12 protein-coding genes are annotated in these 14,105 nt (G+C 68.8%); 9 read left to right on the plus strand and 3 right to left on the minus strand.

Annotation, left to right across the window (positions count from 1 at the left end; genetic code table 11):
* Positions 1–199: 199 nt before the first annotated feature.
* Positions 200–517 (plus strand): quaternary ammonium compound efflux SMR transporter SugE, encoded by a 318-nt coding sequence (gene sugE, locus GR702_RS00575; protein ID WP_160984013.1) that lies wholly within the window; start codon positions 200–202, stop codon positions 515–517.
* A gap of 512 nt (positions 518–1,029) precedes the next feature.
* Here the strand turns inward: sugE and GR702_RS00580 are convergent.
* On the minus strand, positions 1,030–1,359 hold the full coding sequence (locus GR702_RS00580) for a DUF1244 domain-containing protein (RefSeq protein WP_160984014.1): 330 nt from the start codon (positions 1,357–1,359) through the stop codon (positions 1,030–1,032).
* A gap of 86 nt (positions 1,360–1,445) precedes the next feature.
* Between GR702_RS00580 and pyk the strand changes: the two genes are divergently transcribed.
* Positions 1,446–2,933 carry a pyruvate kinase gene (pyk, locus tag GR702_RS00585; protein WP_160984422.1) on the plus strand — a complete coding sequence of 496 codons (1,488 nt, stop codon included), beginning with the start codon at positions 1,446–1,448 and terminating at the stop codon, positions 2,931–2,933.
* Between the two features lie 22 nt (positions 2,934–2,955).
* On the plus strand, positions 2,956–3,588 hold the full coding sequence (locus GR702_RS00590; RefSeq protein ID WP_160984423.1) for a LysE family transporter: 633 nt from the start codon (positions 2,956–2,958) through the stop codon (positions 3,586–3,588).
* A 7-nt stretch (positions 3,589–3,595) separates the two neighbouring features.
* On the opposite strand, the gene GR702_RS00595 is transcribed toward GR702_RS00590, so the two are convergent.
* Complete coding sequence (locus GR702_RS00595) at positions 3,596–4,141, minus strand: sugar O-acetyltransferase (protein ID WP_160984015.1); 546 nt, start codon at positions 4,139–4,141, stop codon at positions 3,596–3,598.
* Positions 4,141–4,791, minus strand: coding sequence for a YggS family pyridoxal phosphate-dependent enzyme (locus tag GR702_RS00600; protein ID WP_160984016.1), 651 nt, complete (start codon positions 4,789–4,791; stop codon positions 4,141–4,143). The genes GR702_RS00595 and GR702_RS00600 overlap by 1 nt, the downstream gene beginning before the upstream one ends.
* Here GR702_RS00600 and GR702_RS00605 point away from each other — a divergent pair.
* The 6 genes from GR702_RS00605 (at position 4,790) to GR702_RS00630 (ending at position 13,780) form a co-directional block, all read left to right on the plus strand.
* Positions 4,790–5,380, plus strand: coding sequence for a thiamine phosphate synthase (locus GR702_RS00605; RefSeq protein WP_160984017.1), 591 nt, complete (start codon positions 4,790–4,792; stop codon positions 5,378–5,380). The two genes, GR702_RS00600 and GR702_RS00605, sit on opposite strands and share 2 nt — an antisense overlap.
* Before the next feature lie 119 nt (positions 5,381–5,499).
* Positions 5,500–7,899, plus strand: a complete 2,400-nt coding sequence (locus GR702_RS00610; protein ID WP_160984018.1) for a DNA translocase FtsK — start codon at positions 5,500–5,502, stop codon at positions 7,897–7,899.
* A 41-nt stretch (positions 7,900–7,940) separates the two neighbouring features.
* Positions 7,941–8,408 carry a hypothetical protein gene (locus tag GR702_RS00615; RefSeq protein WP_337192485.1) on the plus strand — a complete coding sequence of 156 codons (468 nt, stop codon included), beginning with the start codon at positions 7,941–7,943 and terminating at the stop codon, positions 8,406–8,408.
* A 118-nt stretch (positions 8,409–8,526) separates the two neighbouring features.
* Complete coding sequence (locus tag GR702_RS00620) at positions 8,527–10,314, plus strand: cation:proton antiporter domain-containing protein (RefSeq protein ID WP_160984019.1); 1,788 nt, start codon at positions 8,527–8,529, stop codon at positions 10,312–10,314.
* Between the two features lie 98 nt (positions 10,315–10,412).
* Complete coding sequence (ald, locus tag GR702_RS00625) at positions 10,413–11,528, plus strand: alanine dehydrogenase (protein WP_160984020.1); 1,116 nt, start codon at positions 10,413–10,415, stop codon at positions 11,526–11,528.
* A 206-nt stretch (positions 11,529–11,734) separates the two neighbouring features.
* On the plus strand, positions 11,735–13,780 hold the full coding sequence (locus tag GR702_RS00630; protein WP_337192486.1) for a DUF3857 domain-containing transglutaminase family protein: 2,046 nt from the start codon (positions 11,735–11,737) through the stop codon (positions 13,778–13,780).
* The last annotated feature ends 325 nt before the right edge of the window (positions 13,781–14,105 follow it).

Here is a 14,105-nt window from a genome sequence, read left to right on the forward strand (position 1 = left end):
GCACGGGGCTGTGGAAATCATGTGGAGAGCGCGCCGGCCTCCTCGTGCCGCCCTCCTCACGGTTGCCGATGCGGCGATGCCCCGCTATGCTGTTCGCCTGCCGACAACGTTCGCGCCTCCTCTGTGCGGAGCTTCAAGACCGGGACGGCCCGGCGCCGAACCCGCCCCGAGGCCCTCCTCCCTGCACGGAGCATACCTTTTGTCCTGGATCCTGCTGTTCGTCGCCGGCCTGCTCGAAGTCGTCTGGGCTTTTTCCATGAAGCAGTCGCAGGGCTTCACGCGCCTGTGGCCGAGCGTGCTGACGCTGGTCGCGATGATCGCCAGCTTCGGCCTGCTCGCCGCGGCAATGCGAGTGCTGCCGCTGGGCACGGCCTATGCGGTGTGGACGGGCATCGGCGCGGTTGGGGCCTTCGTCGCGGGCATCCTGTTCCTGGGCGAAGCGGCCAGCCCGGCGCGCCTGCTGGCGGCGGGGCTGATCCTGTCGGGCATCGTGCTGATGAAAGTGGCGACGCCCTGACGCGGGCGGCCCTGTTTCCGGCCGGGCGGCGCAGGCCTCTGGCAAGGAGGGGCGGTGCCATGCATCATGGCACGCCTTATCGCCCGCTGGCGAGTGCGGGGTAACGCCGGGGGAGAAGTTCAGCGGACGGCGAGGCGGTCGGCGCTGGGGTTCCTTGCGGGCATCACGCAAGGACTGCCGGTTCAAGCCTTTTGTCGCCGAGGGCCCCGGGAGAGGCTATGAAAAACTCCCGATGGCCGAGCCCGTGCGGTGCGCGGGGGTGACGGGCAGGGCTCGCATCCCATGCCGTCTTCCCTGAGGGCATACCCTCATCTTCGTCCACGCATCCTGATGTGGCTGTTCCGGTGTCCACGACCGAAACGCCGACCGCGCCGGGAACGAAGGAAGCGTCAGCTACACGCTCCCGGCCCGCCGCTTGCTCGATCGTGATCCCAAGGATCGCAATCGATGCTGCGGCGTATAACCTAAATGGTTATCCAAGTCAAGCCGCAGCCGATCGCCTTGCGTCCGCTTCAGTGCGCCGGGGCGTTCTTCGCCAGGCTCTCCTCCATGCGGGCGAGCTGTTCGGGCGTGGCCTCGCTCTGGTACTTCGCCTTCCATTCCTCAAAAGGCATGCCGTGGATGAGCGCGCGCGCCTCGGCCTTGTCGCCGGCGAAACCGGCATCGCGGATCCAGTCGGCAAGGCAGTTGCGGCAGAAGCCTGCAAGGCCCATCAGCTCGATGTTCTGCGCATCGTGGCGATGCTGGAGGTGGCGCACCAGTCGGCGGAAAGCCGCTGCGGCGGCGGCGTCGTCCAGCCCGGCGATGTCCGCGGGCGAGTCAATACGGTCACTCTCGTTCATATTCTGCCAATCGTCCTTGGTTTGTAATGCCGCCTTTGCCATATGAGCCCCCGTTCCTGAAAGAGGCAGACAGCAACTTGGCCAGCATCCTTTCCTCCTCGACGCTCCCCTACCGCCGCTCGCCGCATCATCGCGGCATCAAGCGCCAGCGCAAGGTGAAGATCCTGGCCACGCTCGGCCCGGCCAGCCGGGACAGGGAAACCATCGCCAAGCTGCTCAAGGCCGGCGCCGACGCCTTCCGCGTCAACATGAGCCACGGCGACCACGAGACTCACCGCGAGACGATCGCCAACATCCGCGCCGTGGAAAAGGACCTGGAGCGCCCGGTCGCTATCCTGTGTGACCTGCAAGGCCCCAAGCTGCGCGTCGGCACGTTCGAGGGAGGCAAGGCCTTCATCCGCCACGGCGCCCACTTCACGCTCGACCGCGATCCCGCGCCCGGCACCGACGAGCGCGTCTGCCTGCCCCATCCCGAGCTTTTCGGCATCCTGACAAAGGGCCAGCGCCTGCTGATCGACGACGGCAAGCTGCGCCTCGTCGTCATCCGCGCGGAACCCGATTCGATCCTGTGCAGCGCCGAAGTCGGCGGCCCGATCTCGGACCGCAAGGGCGTGAACATCCCCGATGCCATCGTGCCTGTCCCCGCGCTTACCGAGAAGGACCGGCGCGATCTCGCCTTCGCGGTGGAGCAGGGCGCGGACTGGATCGGCCTCTCGTTCGTCCAGCGGCCCGAGGACGTCGCCGAGGCGCGGCGGCTGACCGGCGGCCACGGCGCGATCATGGCCAAGATCGAGAAGCCCGCGGCGGTCGAGAGCCTGGACGAGATCATCGAGCTTTCCGACGGCATCATGGTCGCGCGCGGAGACCTTGGCGTCGAACTGCTGCCCGAGGAAGTGCCGCCGATCCAGAAGCTGATCGTGTCGAAGACCCGCGCGCTGGGCAAGCCGGTGGTCGTGGCCACGCAGATGCTCGAATCGATGATCACCAGCCCCTCGCCCACCCGCGCCGAAGTGTCCGACGTCGCCAACGCGGTCTACGACGGCGCCGACGCGGTGATGCTCTCGGCCGAGACGGCGGCGGGGCAGTGGCCGGTCGAGGCCGTGACGATCATGGACCGCATCGCCGCGAAAGTGGAAGGCGACGCCACGTACCGCGACCGCATCCACCTCACCCACACCCCGCCCGACGCGACGAGCGCCGACGCGCTTTCGGAAGCCTGCGCGCAGATCGCCGACACCCTGACGATCGAGGGGATCATCGTCTTCACCGGCTCGGGCATCTCGGCCCGCCGGGTCGCGCGCGAGCGCCCGGCGGCGCCCATGCTGGTGCTCACCCCCGCGCAGAAGACCGCGCGGCGCCTGGCGCTGCTGTGGGGCACGCACTGCGTCACCACCCGCGACATCGGCAGCTTCGAGGAGATGATCGCCAAGGGCAAGCGCATGGCCCTTCGCCACGGGTTCGGCGCCGCCGGCTCGCGCCTCGTGACGCTGGCGGGCGTGCCGTTCGGCGTGCCGGGATCGACCAACCTGCTCCACATCGTCACGCTTACCGGCAACGAGCTGGACACCAAGTAAGGACGCGAGAGGCATCATGCCGGTGACGCTTCACACCCTCTGGCTGTTCATCGGCGCGGTGTTCCTGGTGAGCGCCACGCCCGGGCCCAACATGCTGCACGTCATGGCGAGCAGCGTGGAGCTGGGCGTGAAGCGCACGTTCGCGGTCATGGCGGGCTGTCTCCTGGGCCTACTGACGCTGCTGGCCGCTTCGGCCGTGGGGCTGAGCGCGCTGCTCCATGCGCTGCCCGGCATGTTCACGGTGCTGCGCGTACTGGGCGCGGGCTACCTGCTCTACATCGCGGTGAAGACCTGGCGCGCGCCGGTCGCTGCGGACGAGGATGGCGCCGCGCCCGTGATCCGGCCGGAAATCTCGCCGCTCAGGCTGCTGCGCCGCGGTTACACGATCTCGATCAGCAACCCCAAGGCGATCGTCTTCGCCGCCGCGTTCCTGCCGCAGTTCGTCGATCCCGCGCGCCCGCAGCTTCCGCAGTTCGCCCTGCTCGTGGCGGTGTTCACGGTGATCGAGGGGTTCTGGTACACGATGTATGCGCTGGGCGGCCGTGCCCTCGCGCGCCATCTCGTGCGGGCGAGAGTGAAGCGCATCTTCAACCGCGTGACCGGCGGGCTGTTCGCCGGGTTCGGCCTGTCGCTGCTGGCTTTCCGCGCCGCCTGACGGCGGCCTAGCGCACTCTTGCGGGGTTGCCCGCGACCGTGGCGCCGGCGGGCACGTCGCGCGTCACCACGCTGCCCGCGCCGACGATCGCATCGTCGCCGATGGTGACGCCCGGCAGGACGAGCGCGCCCGCGCCGATCCAGACATTGCGGCCGATGCGGACGGGGCGGCCCCATTCCCGGCCGCTCGCGCGCTCGACCGGATCGCGCGGGTGGTCGGCGGGCAGGATCTGCACGCCCGGACCGATCTGCGTACCGTTACCGATGGAGACTTCCACCACGTCGAGCACGACGCAGTTGAAGTTGAGGAACACGCCGGATCCAAGGCTGATGTTGAACCCGTAGTCGCAGTGGAAGGGCGGGCGGATCGTCGCGCCTTCGCCCACGGCGGCGAGCCGCTCGTGAAGCAGCGGCGTGCGCTCCGCCGGGTCCAGCGTGCGGTTGTAGCGCGCCATCCATTCGGCGGCGGCGCGCTGGTCGGCCACGATCTCGGGGCACGAGGCGAGGTAGGGCTCGCCCGCCAGCATCTTCTGCTTTTCCGAGCGAGGCTCCATCAGCCCCGCGCGCCGAACAGCGCGCTGCCCACCCGCACATGCGTGGCGCCGAGAAGCACGGCCGTCTCGAAATCCTCGCTCATCCCCATCGAGAGCTGGTCGAGGCCGTTGTCGCCCGCGATTTTGGCCAGCAGCGCGAAGAAGGGCGCGGCCTCGATCCCGGCGGGAGGCACGCACATCAGGCCGACGACGGGGATACCCGCCTCACGGGCGGAAGCGAGCAGCGCGGGCACTTCGCCGATCGGGCAGCCGCCTTTCTGCTCCTCCTCGCCGATGTCCACCTGGATGAAGCAGGGCACGCGGCGCCCGGTCCTTTCCATCGCCTTGCCGAGCGCGGCGACGAGCGAGGGCCGGTCGAGCGAGTGGATGCAGTCGAACAACGCGACCGCGTCCTCGGCCTTGTTCGACTGGAGCTGGCCGACGAGGTGAAGCTTCACGTCCGGATAGGCCTCGCGAAGGGCGGGCCACTTGGCCTGCGCCTCCTGAACGCGGTTCTCGCCGAAGACGCGCTGCCCGGCGGCGAGCAGCGGCTCGATGGCGGGAGCCTCGTGGGTCTTGGAGACGGCGACGAGTTCGACCTCTGCGGGCTTGCGCCCGGCGATGCGGGCGGACTTGTCGATGCGGGCGCGGATGTCTTCTAGCTGATCCATGGCGCGCTGCTATAGCGTCCCCGTGAAGAACCGCCAGCCGTCCCTTCCCCTCCTCTGGCTCGTCAGCGACGTGCGCAACGACGCGGTGCTGGAGACCGTGCTGGCCCGCCTTCCGCGCGGCTCCGGGCTGGTGTTCCGCCACTACCATCTGCCCCCGGCCGAGCGCCGCGCGCGGCTTGCCCGGCTGCTGCGCATCGCGCGGCGGCGGGGCCATGTCGTCGCGGTATCGGGAGACATGGCGCTTGCAAGACGCCTGGGGGCCGATGGCGCCTATGGCCCTGCGGGGGTGCTGGCGAAGGGCATGGCGGGAGTGCGGCTGGCGACCGCGCACGACTTGCGCGAACTGGCGGCGGGGGCCCGCGCCAGGGCGGATGCGGTGCTGCTCTCGCCCGTGTTTCCCACCGCCTCGCATCCCGGCGGCAAGGCGATCGGCCCCTTGCGCTGGCGCTTGATCGCCGCGCGCTCACCAGTGCCCGTGATCGCCCTCGGCGGAGTGACGGCGCGGCGCGCGCGCAGCTACCGTCTGGCGCGATGGGCGGCGATCGACGGGCTCTCCGCGCCCCTCGGGTCTTCTGGGATGCGCCGCTGACGATGGAGCGGCTGACAAGCGGGGGCGCAAGCTCCCCACAGCCGCGTTCCCCATCCATTCTTGACGCGCAGGTTCCCGCCGCCGCATAATTGGCGTCGAACCCCAGGGGAATTTTCTGCATGGCTACTCGGCCCATCGCGCCCGGTCGGCGAATCGCCAAACCGGACTGGCGCGCCATCCTGAAGCGCTCGCTGCGCCGCGCCAGCGAGCTGTCGGGCGCGGTCGCGCTGTTCGGCTGCATGCTGTTCCTGGCGCTTGCGCTGGTGAGCTACCACCAGACCGACCCTTCCACTTCCACCGCCGCCGGGGGCGAGGTGCAGAACTGGATGGGCCCTGTCGGCGCATGGCTGGCGGATAGCGTGCTGATCGTGTTCGGCCCGGTCTCCGCCCTGTTCATTCCCCTGCTCTACGTCTTCGGCCGCAAGCTCTGGCTGCTGGTCGAGGAGGACGACAGCGAGATCGAGCATTCCGACCAGCGCTGGTGGCGGCCGGTGGGCGTGCTGGCGCTGGCGATGCTGCTGATCGCGACGGTTCTCTCGCTCTGGTTCACCCAGCCCGGCGGCAGCCTGCCGGCCTCCATGGGCGGGCTGACCGGCCTGCTCGGCGCCAAGGCAATCACCGCGCTGGCGGAACTTTCCCCGCCGATGGCGCAGAACTGGATCAAGCTGGCGCTGGCGCTGGTGTGCCTTGGCACCGGCGTGCTGCTGGCGGGCCGGGTCTTCGCGATCGACTGGGTGCGCCTGCTTACCCTGCCCGGCCGCATCGGGCGCCTGCCGCGCGCTCTTCCCGCGCCCGAGGACGCGGCCTTCGCCGCCACGAGGGACCGCGCCTCGGCGGAGAAGGACGCCGCTCGCCCCGAAGCGCCGCCGCGCGTGGCCGAATTCGCCGCCGCCGCGCCTGCTGCCGCCGACAAGCCGCGCAAGGCGCCCGAGATCGCGGAGCCCAAGGCCTCGGCCACGCCCGCGCAGGTCGGCTTCGGCAATCGCCAGAAGGACATGTTCGACAAGTACGAACTGCCCAGCCTCGACCTGCTGGCCGATCCGCCCGCGAACTCGCAGCCCAAGATCGACAAGCTCAGCCTGGAGCGCAACGCGCGCCTGCTGGAGACCGTGCTCGACGATTTCAACGTCAAGGGCGAGATCACCGCCGTGCGCACGGGCCCTGTCGTCACCATGTACGAGCTTGAACCGGCGCCCGGCATCAAGGCGAGCCGCGTGATCGGCCTGGCCGACGACATCGCGCGCAACATGTCGGCCATCTCGGCGCGCGTGTCCTCGATCCCGGGCCGCACGGTGATGGGCATCGAACTGCCGAACGCGGATCGCCAGATGGTCTCGTTCAAGGAGATGGTCGCCTCCGAAGCCTTCGCCAACCACAAGGGCATGCTGCCGATCATCCTTGGCAAGGACATCGCGGGCGAGCCGGTGGTGGCCGACCTTGCGACGATGCCGCACCTGCTGGTCGCGGGTACGACGGGCTCGGGCAAGTCGGTCGGCCTCAACGCGATCCTGCTCTCGCTGCTGTATCGCCTGACGCCCGCGCAGTGCCGCCTGATCCTTGTCGATCCCAAGGTGCTGGAGCTCAAGAGCTACGACGACATCCCGCACCTGCTCTCGCCCGTAGTAACCGAACCGCCCAAGGCGATCCGCGCCCTGAAGTGGGCGGTCGAGGAAATGGAGCGCCGCTATCGCCAGATGAGCGAGATCTCGGTGCGCAACCTCGCCAGCTTCAACGAGAAGGTGCGCACGGCCGCCGCCAAGGGCAAGCCGCTGGGCCGCCGCATCCAGATCGGCTTCGATCCCGACACCGGCGAGGAGCTCTACGAGGACCGCCAGCTCGACTACGAGGTGCTGCCGCAGATCGTCCTCATCGTCGACGAGCTGGCCGACCTCATGGTCACGGTCGGCAAGGAGATCGAAGTGCTCATCCAGCGCCTCTCGCAAAAGAGCCGCGCGGCGGGCATCCACCTCATCATGGCGACGCAGCGCCCCTCGGTCGACGTCATCACCGGCGTCATCAAGGCCAACCTGCCGACCCGTGTGTCGTTCGCCGTCACCAGCCGCATCGACAGCCGCACGATCCTTGGCGAACAGGGCGCGGAGCAGCTGCTGGGCAAGGGCGACATGCTCTACAAGCCGAGTTCCGACCCCATCAAGCGCGTCCACGGGCCTTTCGTCTCGGACGAGGAAGTGGAGCACGTCGCCGACCACTGGCGCGGACAGGGCAAGCCCGACTACGTCGATGCCGTCACCAACGAGCCCGAGGAAGGCAGCTTCGGCTTCGACGACCTCGACGCCACCGCGTCGGACGCGCCGGACGAGCGCAAGTACCGGCAGGTCTGCCAGCTGGTGTTCGAGAACCAGAAGGTTTCGGTCTCGTGGCTGCAGCGCCAGATGGGGGTGGGCTACAACACCGCCGCCAAGTGGGTGGAGCGCATGGAGAACGACGGTTTCGTCGGCCCCGCCAACCACGTCGGCCGCCGCGACATCTACCGCGACGAGAACGGCAACCCCTTGTGAGTCTGGCCGCTTCGAGACTAGCCGCTTCGAGACTGGCCCCTGTGAGACTGGCCGCCTCGAGACTGGCCGCTTCGAGAGCCTCCCCGCTCGCCCTCGCAGCGGCAGCCTTCGCGCTGGCACTTGTCCCCGCACCGGGCGGCGCGCAGGTGCTGGCGACCACGGCGGGCAAATGGGTGCGCATCTTCGTCCTCGACGTGGAGCGCACCATCGGGCGCAGCGTGCGGGTGGATGCCGCCAGCGTCGCGCCGGGCGGGCTGGGCGTGAACTTCCGGCAGGCGGAGGTCATGAACCGCGCCAGCCGCGCCTATCCGCGCGGCACCACCCGCTTCTCCGCCCGCAGCGTGGACTGCGCGGGTAGCCGCGTGGTGACGACGCAGTGGCAGGTCGTCGGCCCGGACGGCACCGCTCTCGCCGCGTCCCCGGGTCCGGGTGCCGTCACCCGCGTGCAGTGGGAGAGCGAGGACGGGAAGGCCCTGCGCTACGTCTGCACCGGAATCCTGCCCAGGTAGCGAGACCCCTCGCGCCGCTGCAGTGCCGCGCCACCCCAAGGTATGCCTTGGCCCCTTGTGCGGCCCGTTCTAAGAGACGGGCGCTTCGCTCCCCACCCCTGCCGCCCGAAAGGCCACCATGGAAGAACATGCACAGGCGTTCCTGCTTCGCGACGGGTTCCTGCTGCTCGGAACCGCGCTTGCCTTCGTGCTCGTGTTCCGAAGGCTCGGCATCGGCGCCACGCTCGGTTTCCTGACCACCGGCGCGGTGCTCGGCCCCTATGTGCTCGACCTCGTGGGCGATCCCGAAAGCAAGATGGGCATCGCGGAACTGGGCATCACGCTGCTGCTGTTCATCGTCGGTCTGGAACTGGCTCCCCCGCGCCTGTGGCGCATGCGACACGAGATATTCGGCCTTGGCCTCCTGCAGGTGGCGCTGTGCGGCATGGCGGTGACGGCGATCATCTATTTCTTCACCGGCTTCAGCCTCGAGGCGTCGCTGGCGCTGGGCCTGCCGCTCGGCCTGTCCTCCACCGCGCAGGTCCTGCCCATGCTGCAGAGCGCCGGGCGCCTGCACACCCCCTTCGGCGAGCGCTCCTTTGCGGTCCTGCTGTTCCAGGACCTGTCGATCATCCCGCTGATCACGATCATCGCCGCGATGAACCGCAACCCCGCGCTTCCGGAAGGCCCTCCGGGGTGGGTGCTCGGTCTGGAGACGGTGGCGGCGATCGTCGGCCTGATCCTGGCCGGGCGCTTCGCCATCCGCCCGCTGTTCCGCCTGATCGGCAACCTGGGCGAGCGCGAGATGTTCGTCTTCGCCGCGCTGTTCACCGTGCTCGCCAGCGCCGCGCTGATGCAGGCGCTGGGACTTTCCACCGCGCTGGGCGCTTTCATCGCCGGCGTCATGCTGGCCGACAGCCCCTATCGCCACGAACTGGAGGCCGACGTCGAGCCTTTCCGCTCGATCCTGCTCGGCCTGTTCTTCATGTCGGTGGGCATGATGCTGGACCTGTCGGCCATCGCCGAGCGCCCGCTCTTCGTCGTCTCGATGGCGCTGGCGCTGATCGCGGTGAAGTCCACGATCATCTTCCTGCTCGGCCTTGCCTTCCGCATGGAGTGGCGCAGCGCGCTGGCGCTTGGCCTGCTGCTGAGCCAGGGCGGCGAGTTCGCCTTCGTGCTCTTCGCGCAGGCCGGCAACTCGATGCTGGTTGATGCCGGCGCGACGAGCCTGTTCAGCGCCATCGTCACTCTCTCGATGGTCACCACCCCGTTCCTGATGATGGCGACGCGCGGCATCCGCGAGCGGCCCGAAGGCAAGAAGGAAGTGCGCGAAGGGCCGCACGAGGACGGCGCCAACGCGATCATCGTGGGCTATGGCCGCTTCGGGCAGACGGTGGCGCAGATGCTGATCTCGGCCAACATCGAAGTCACGATGATCGACACCGACATCGAGATGATCGACATCGCCCGCGGCTTCGGCGCGCAGGTGTGGTTCGGCGACGGCACCCGCATCGACATGCTGCGCCAGGCGGGCGCGGCCGACGCCGAGCTGATCGTCTTCTGCATCGACGGCGACCAGCTCTCGCCCGAGTTCCTGCAGGCCGTGCAGCAGGCGTTCCCCAACGCGCAGATCCACGCCCGCGTGTTCGACCGGCGCGCGTTGCTGCGGCTCAAGGGCTCCCCCGTCGCCTCGATGGCGCGCGAGGTGCTGGAATCCGCAGTCGTACTCGCCCGCCGCGCTCTGAAGGGGCTGGACGTGGCGCTGGCCGACATCGACCGCGCCGAGCAGATCTACCGCAAGAGCGACAAGGAGCGCCTCACCCTGCAGTACGAATCGGGCGACATCCGCGCCGCACGCGACCACATCATCACGCAGCGCCCGCGCGAACGGCGCGGCGGGGCGGAAGGCGCCAGCGAGGGAAAGTAGGGACGGCTGTCGCAGCGCGCACACAACTTACAATCGGTTGATACTTTCCGTCGTGCCGGTGTATGAACCGGAACAGCAAAACGGCCAGGAGAGATGCCATGCGCGTCGGCACCGTCAAGGAAATCAAGAACCACGAATATCGCGTCGGCCTGACGCCTGAAAGCGCGCGCGAACTCGTCTCGCACGGGCACGAAGTCTGGGTGGAGACGGGCGCGGGCCTCGGCATCGGCGCCTCCGACGATGACTATTCGGGCGCGGGCGCGAAGATCGTGGCCACCGCCGCGCAGGTCTTCGCCGAGTGCGAAATGGTGGTGAAGGTCAAGGAGCCACAGGCCGGCGAGCGCGCGATGCTGCGCGAGGGCCAGATCCTCTACACCTATCTCCACCTCGCCCCCGATCCCGAACAGACCGCCGATCTCGTGAAGTCGGGCGTCACCGCCATCGCCTACGAGACCGTCACGGGGCCGGGCGGCACGCTGCCGCTGCTCAAGCCGATGAGCCAGGTGGCGGGGCGGATGTCGATCCAGGCGGGCGCCACCGCGCTGGAAAAGGCTCACGGCGGGCGCGGCGTGCTGCTGGGCGGCGTGCCCGGCGTGCTGCCCGCGCGCGTCATGGTGATCGGCGGCGGCGTGGTGGGCTTCAACGCCGCGCAGATGGCGGTGGGCCTGGGCGCCGACGTCACCATCCTCGACCGCAGCCCCGAAGTGCTGGAGCGCCTTGGCATCCACTTCGAAAGCCGCGCCAAGACCCGCTTCGCCAATTCCAGCAACATCCGCCAGATGCTGTGCGAGGCCGAACTCGTGATCGGCGCGGTGCTGGTCCCCGGCGCCGCCGCGCCCAAGCTCATCACCCGCGAGATGCTCTCGTGCATGAAGCCGGGCGCGGTGCTGGTCGACGTCGCGATCGACCAGGGCGGCTGCTTCGAGACGAGCCGCCCGACCACGCACGAGGACCCCACCTTCACCGTCGACGGCATCGTCCACTACTGCGTGGCTAACATGCCCGGCGCCGTCGCCCGCACCAGCACTTACGCCCTCAACAACGTGACGCTGCCCCACGCACTGGAGATCGCCAACAACGGCTGGCAGGCGGCGCTGAAGGCCGACCCCCACCTCGCCAACGGGCTGAACGTCCACGCGGGCAAGATCACCTACGAGGCCGTGGCCCGCGAACTGGGCTACGACTACGTGCCCATGGCAGACGTGCTGGGCTGAGCCGCCGAACCAGACCCGTGCCGCGCAGCCACCTCACGCGGCACCGGCCTGGAGGACTGCGTCACGGCATCGTTCGTGTTCCGGATTGTCGTGCCCGCTCTCGTGGCTCGCCGCCATGTGGCTGTCCGCGGAAGCGTGACCTCCTGCATCAGGGGCTTGCTTATCCTGCCGCCGCGGACATTATGGCGCGGATCAAGGGGGATACCGTGCGTTCAGCGATTTACGTGTGCCTGGCGAGTGCGCTCGTCGGAGGGGTGGTCCATGCGGACAGCAGGAAGGCTCACGACGAGCAGGTGCAGCGCGGCCCGGCGCCGAAATGGGCGGTGCTCTCGGAGCCGATGCCGGTGCCGACGGATGCGACCGGCGCGGTGTTCATCCGCCAGCAGGACAGCGAGGTCCACCTCGATGGCAAGGGGCAGCTGCTCTACAGCGGCTACCGGGTCCGGATACTTCACCCCAGCGCGTTGCAGATCGGCAATATCTCGCTGGCGTGGAACCCGGCGGCCGGGGCGCCCACGGTGCACGTCATCAGGATCCACCGCGAAGGACAGGTGATCGATGTCCTGCAGGCGGCCTCGTTCGAGATCCTGCGCCGGGAAGACCAGCTGGAGGCCGCGCGGCTCGACGGCAACCTGACCGCGGTGCTGCGCGTGCCTGACCTGCGCGTTGGCGACGAGCTTGAGTTCGGCGCGACGATCCGTACCACTGATCCCACCCTCGGCAAGGACGACGCGGGCCTGCTGTTGCTGGGCGGTGAGCCGGCGTCGGGCCGCTATCACCTGCGCTTGAGCTGGGAGGCGCGCGACAGGCCCGCCATCAAGATGACCCCGGACATGGCGGCAGTCGCGCAGGAAGGGGCGAACGCCGTCGACTACCGCTTCGACAATCCCGCGGCGCTGGCACCGCCCAAGGACGCACCGCCGCGCTACATGTGGCAGAGGGTGGTCGAATACAGCAGCTTCGCGGACTGGCAGGGCATCTCGCGCCGCTTCGCCCCGCTGTTCGCCAGGGCATCGGACCTAAAGGCCGGCTCTCCCCTGAAGGCGGAAGCCGCCCGGATCATGGCCGCGAAGGCGCAGCCGCTGGAACGGGCCGCCGCGGCCCTGAAGCTGGTGCAGCAGGACGTGCGCTATATCTACGTCGGCCTCAACGGCGGCAACCTTTCGCCCGCGACGGCCGAAGAGACGTGGCAGCGCCGCTATGGCGACTGCAAGGCCAAGACCGTGCTGCTCCTCGCGCTGCTGCATGAAATGGGGATCGAGGCGCAGGCCGTGCTGGTCAACAACGGCGGCAACGACGATGGGCTGGACGAACGCCTGCCCAGTCCGCGCATGTTCGACCACGTGCTGGTGCGCGCCACTCTGGAGGGCAAGGCCTACTGGCTGGACGGCACCCTTCCCGCCGTGGTCCCTCCCGCACCGGAGCCGGTGATGCCCTATGAGTGGGTGCTTGCGCTGAGCGCGCAGGGCTCCCCGCTGGAGCGGCTCGCCTGGAAACCCGCCGACCGGCCCGACCAGCTATCGCTCTTCGAGATCGACGCGCGCGAAGGCTTCGACAAGCCGGCGCGGATCACCAACACCACCATCAAGCGCGGGATCAATGGGCTGCAGCAGGAAGTCCAGCTCTCCGCCGCAACACCTGCCCAGTTGCTCAGCGCGTTTCGCCAGAACGCGATCGGCGACACCTGGCAGACGATCGAGGACGTCAAATGGCGCTACGACCAGAAGGCGCAGGCCAGCGTGCTCACGATCATCGGCACCGGCATGGTCGACTGGGACGACCAGGGCGGGGGTTCGAAGGGCCTTGCGCTGCCGGGCGGCGGGTTCAATCCGCCCGAGAAGCGCTTGCGCGCGGCCGAGCAGGACCAGGACCTGCCGTTCTACAACAAGCCCGAGTTCGACTGCCGCATCACTACCGTGCGCCTTCCCGCGACGACGAAGCCGGGCCAGTGGTCGCACAAGGACGACATCGACACGCGCATGTTCGGCCGCAACTACTACCGCGCGTTCGATCTTCGCGACGGCGCCCTGCGCATGGTCAGGGGGTCACGCATCGAGCAGAAGGAAGTGCCCGCCGCCACCGCCCGCCACGACAACGACCGCATAGCCCGGTTCGACAACAGCATGGCCTGGATCACCTACGATCCTGCAGGCACCACGCCGCCGCCCAGGGCCCCGCGTCCGGTGCCTGCGACATACGAGATCGACTGGAGCGCAGATCACGTCCCCTGCCTCGCTTCGATGGGCCAGTGACGCGCGGTGTATCGGCCACCGGTTTTCAAGAACGCTTTGGAGAGGCAGCATACTATGACGCGTCAAAGTATGCGTCCGGCAATCCTCGACAGGAGATTGCCCCCGATCCCGACATCCGTCGTTCAATAACAACTGTACCCGTGGTATCGATTTAGTACCGCGATTCGCGGTCGTATTTCTCGGGTTCTTGTGTGAGCCCGCCTTTGTTCGTGTGAGTAACCGAGTTTCGCGGGGGGCGCGCGGTGCCAGGCAACGTACACAGCAGCGTGGATGCTTCGGTGGGCGGTCCTGCGTGCGGGCGGGAGCCGCCGCGTTGCTCCGCAGC

It is taken from the genome of Novosphingobium silvae, from assembly GCF_009856825.1.
Taxonomy (GTDB): Bacteria; Pseudomonadota; Alphaproteobacteria; order Sphingomonadales; family Sphingomonadaceae; genus Novosphingobium; species Novosphingobium silvae.

Coding starts and splice junctions, on each gene's coding strand:
- ald (WP_160984020.1), top strand. CDS start 10,413: ATGCGCGTCGGCACCGTCAAGGAAATCAAGAACCACGAATATCGCGTC.
- GR702_RS00610 (WP_160984018.1), top strand. CDS start 5,500: ATGGCTACTCGGCCCATCGCGCCCGGTCGGCGAATCGCCAAACCGGAC.
- GR702_RS00600 (WP_160984016.1), bottom strand. CDS start 4,791: ATGGATCAGCTAGAAGACATCCGCGCCCGCATCGACAAGTCCGCCCGC.
- GR702_RS00580 (WP_160984014.1), bottom strand. CDS start 1,359: ATGAACGAGAGTGACCGTATTGACTCGCCCGCGGACATCGCCGGGCTG.
- GR702_RS00595 (WP_160984015.1), bottom strand. CDS start 4,141: ATGGAGCCTCGCTCGGAAAAGCAGAAGATGCTGGCGGGCGAGCCCTAC.
- GR702_RS00620 (WP_160984019.1), top strand. CDS start 8,527: ATGGAAGAACATGCACAGGCGTTCCTGCTTCGCGACGGGTTCCTGCTG.
- GR702_RS00605 (WP_160984017.1), top strand. CDS start 4,790: ATGGCGCGCTGCTATAGCGTCCCCGTGAAGAACCGCCAGCCGTCCCTT.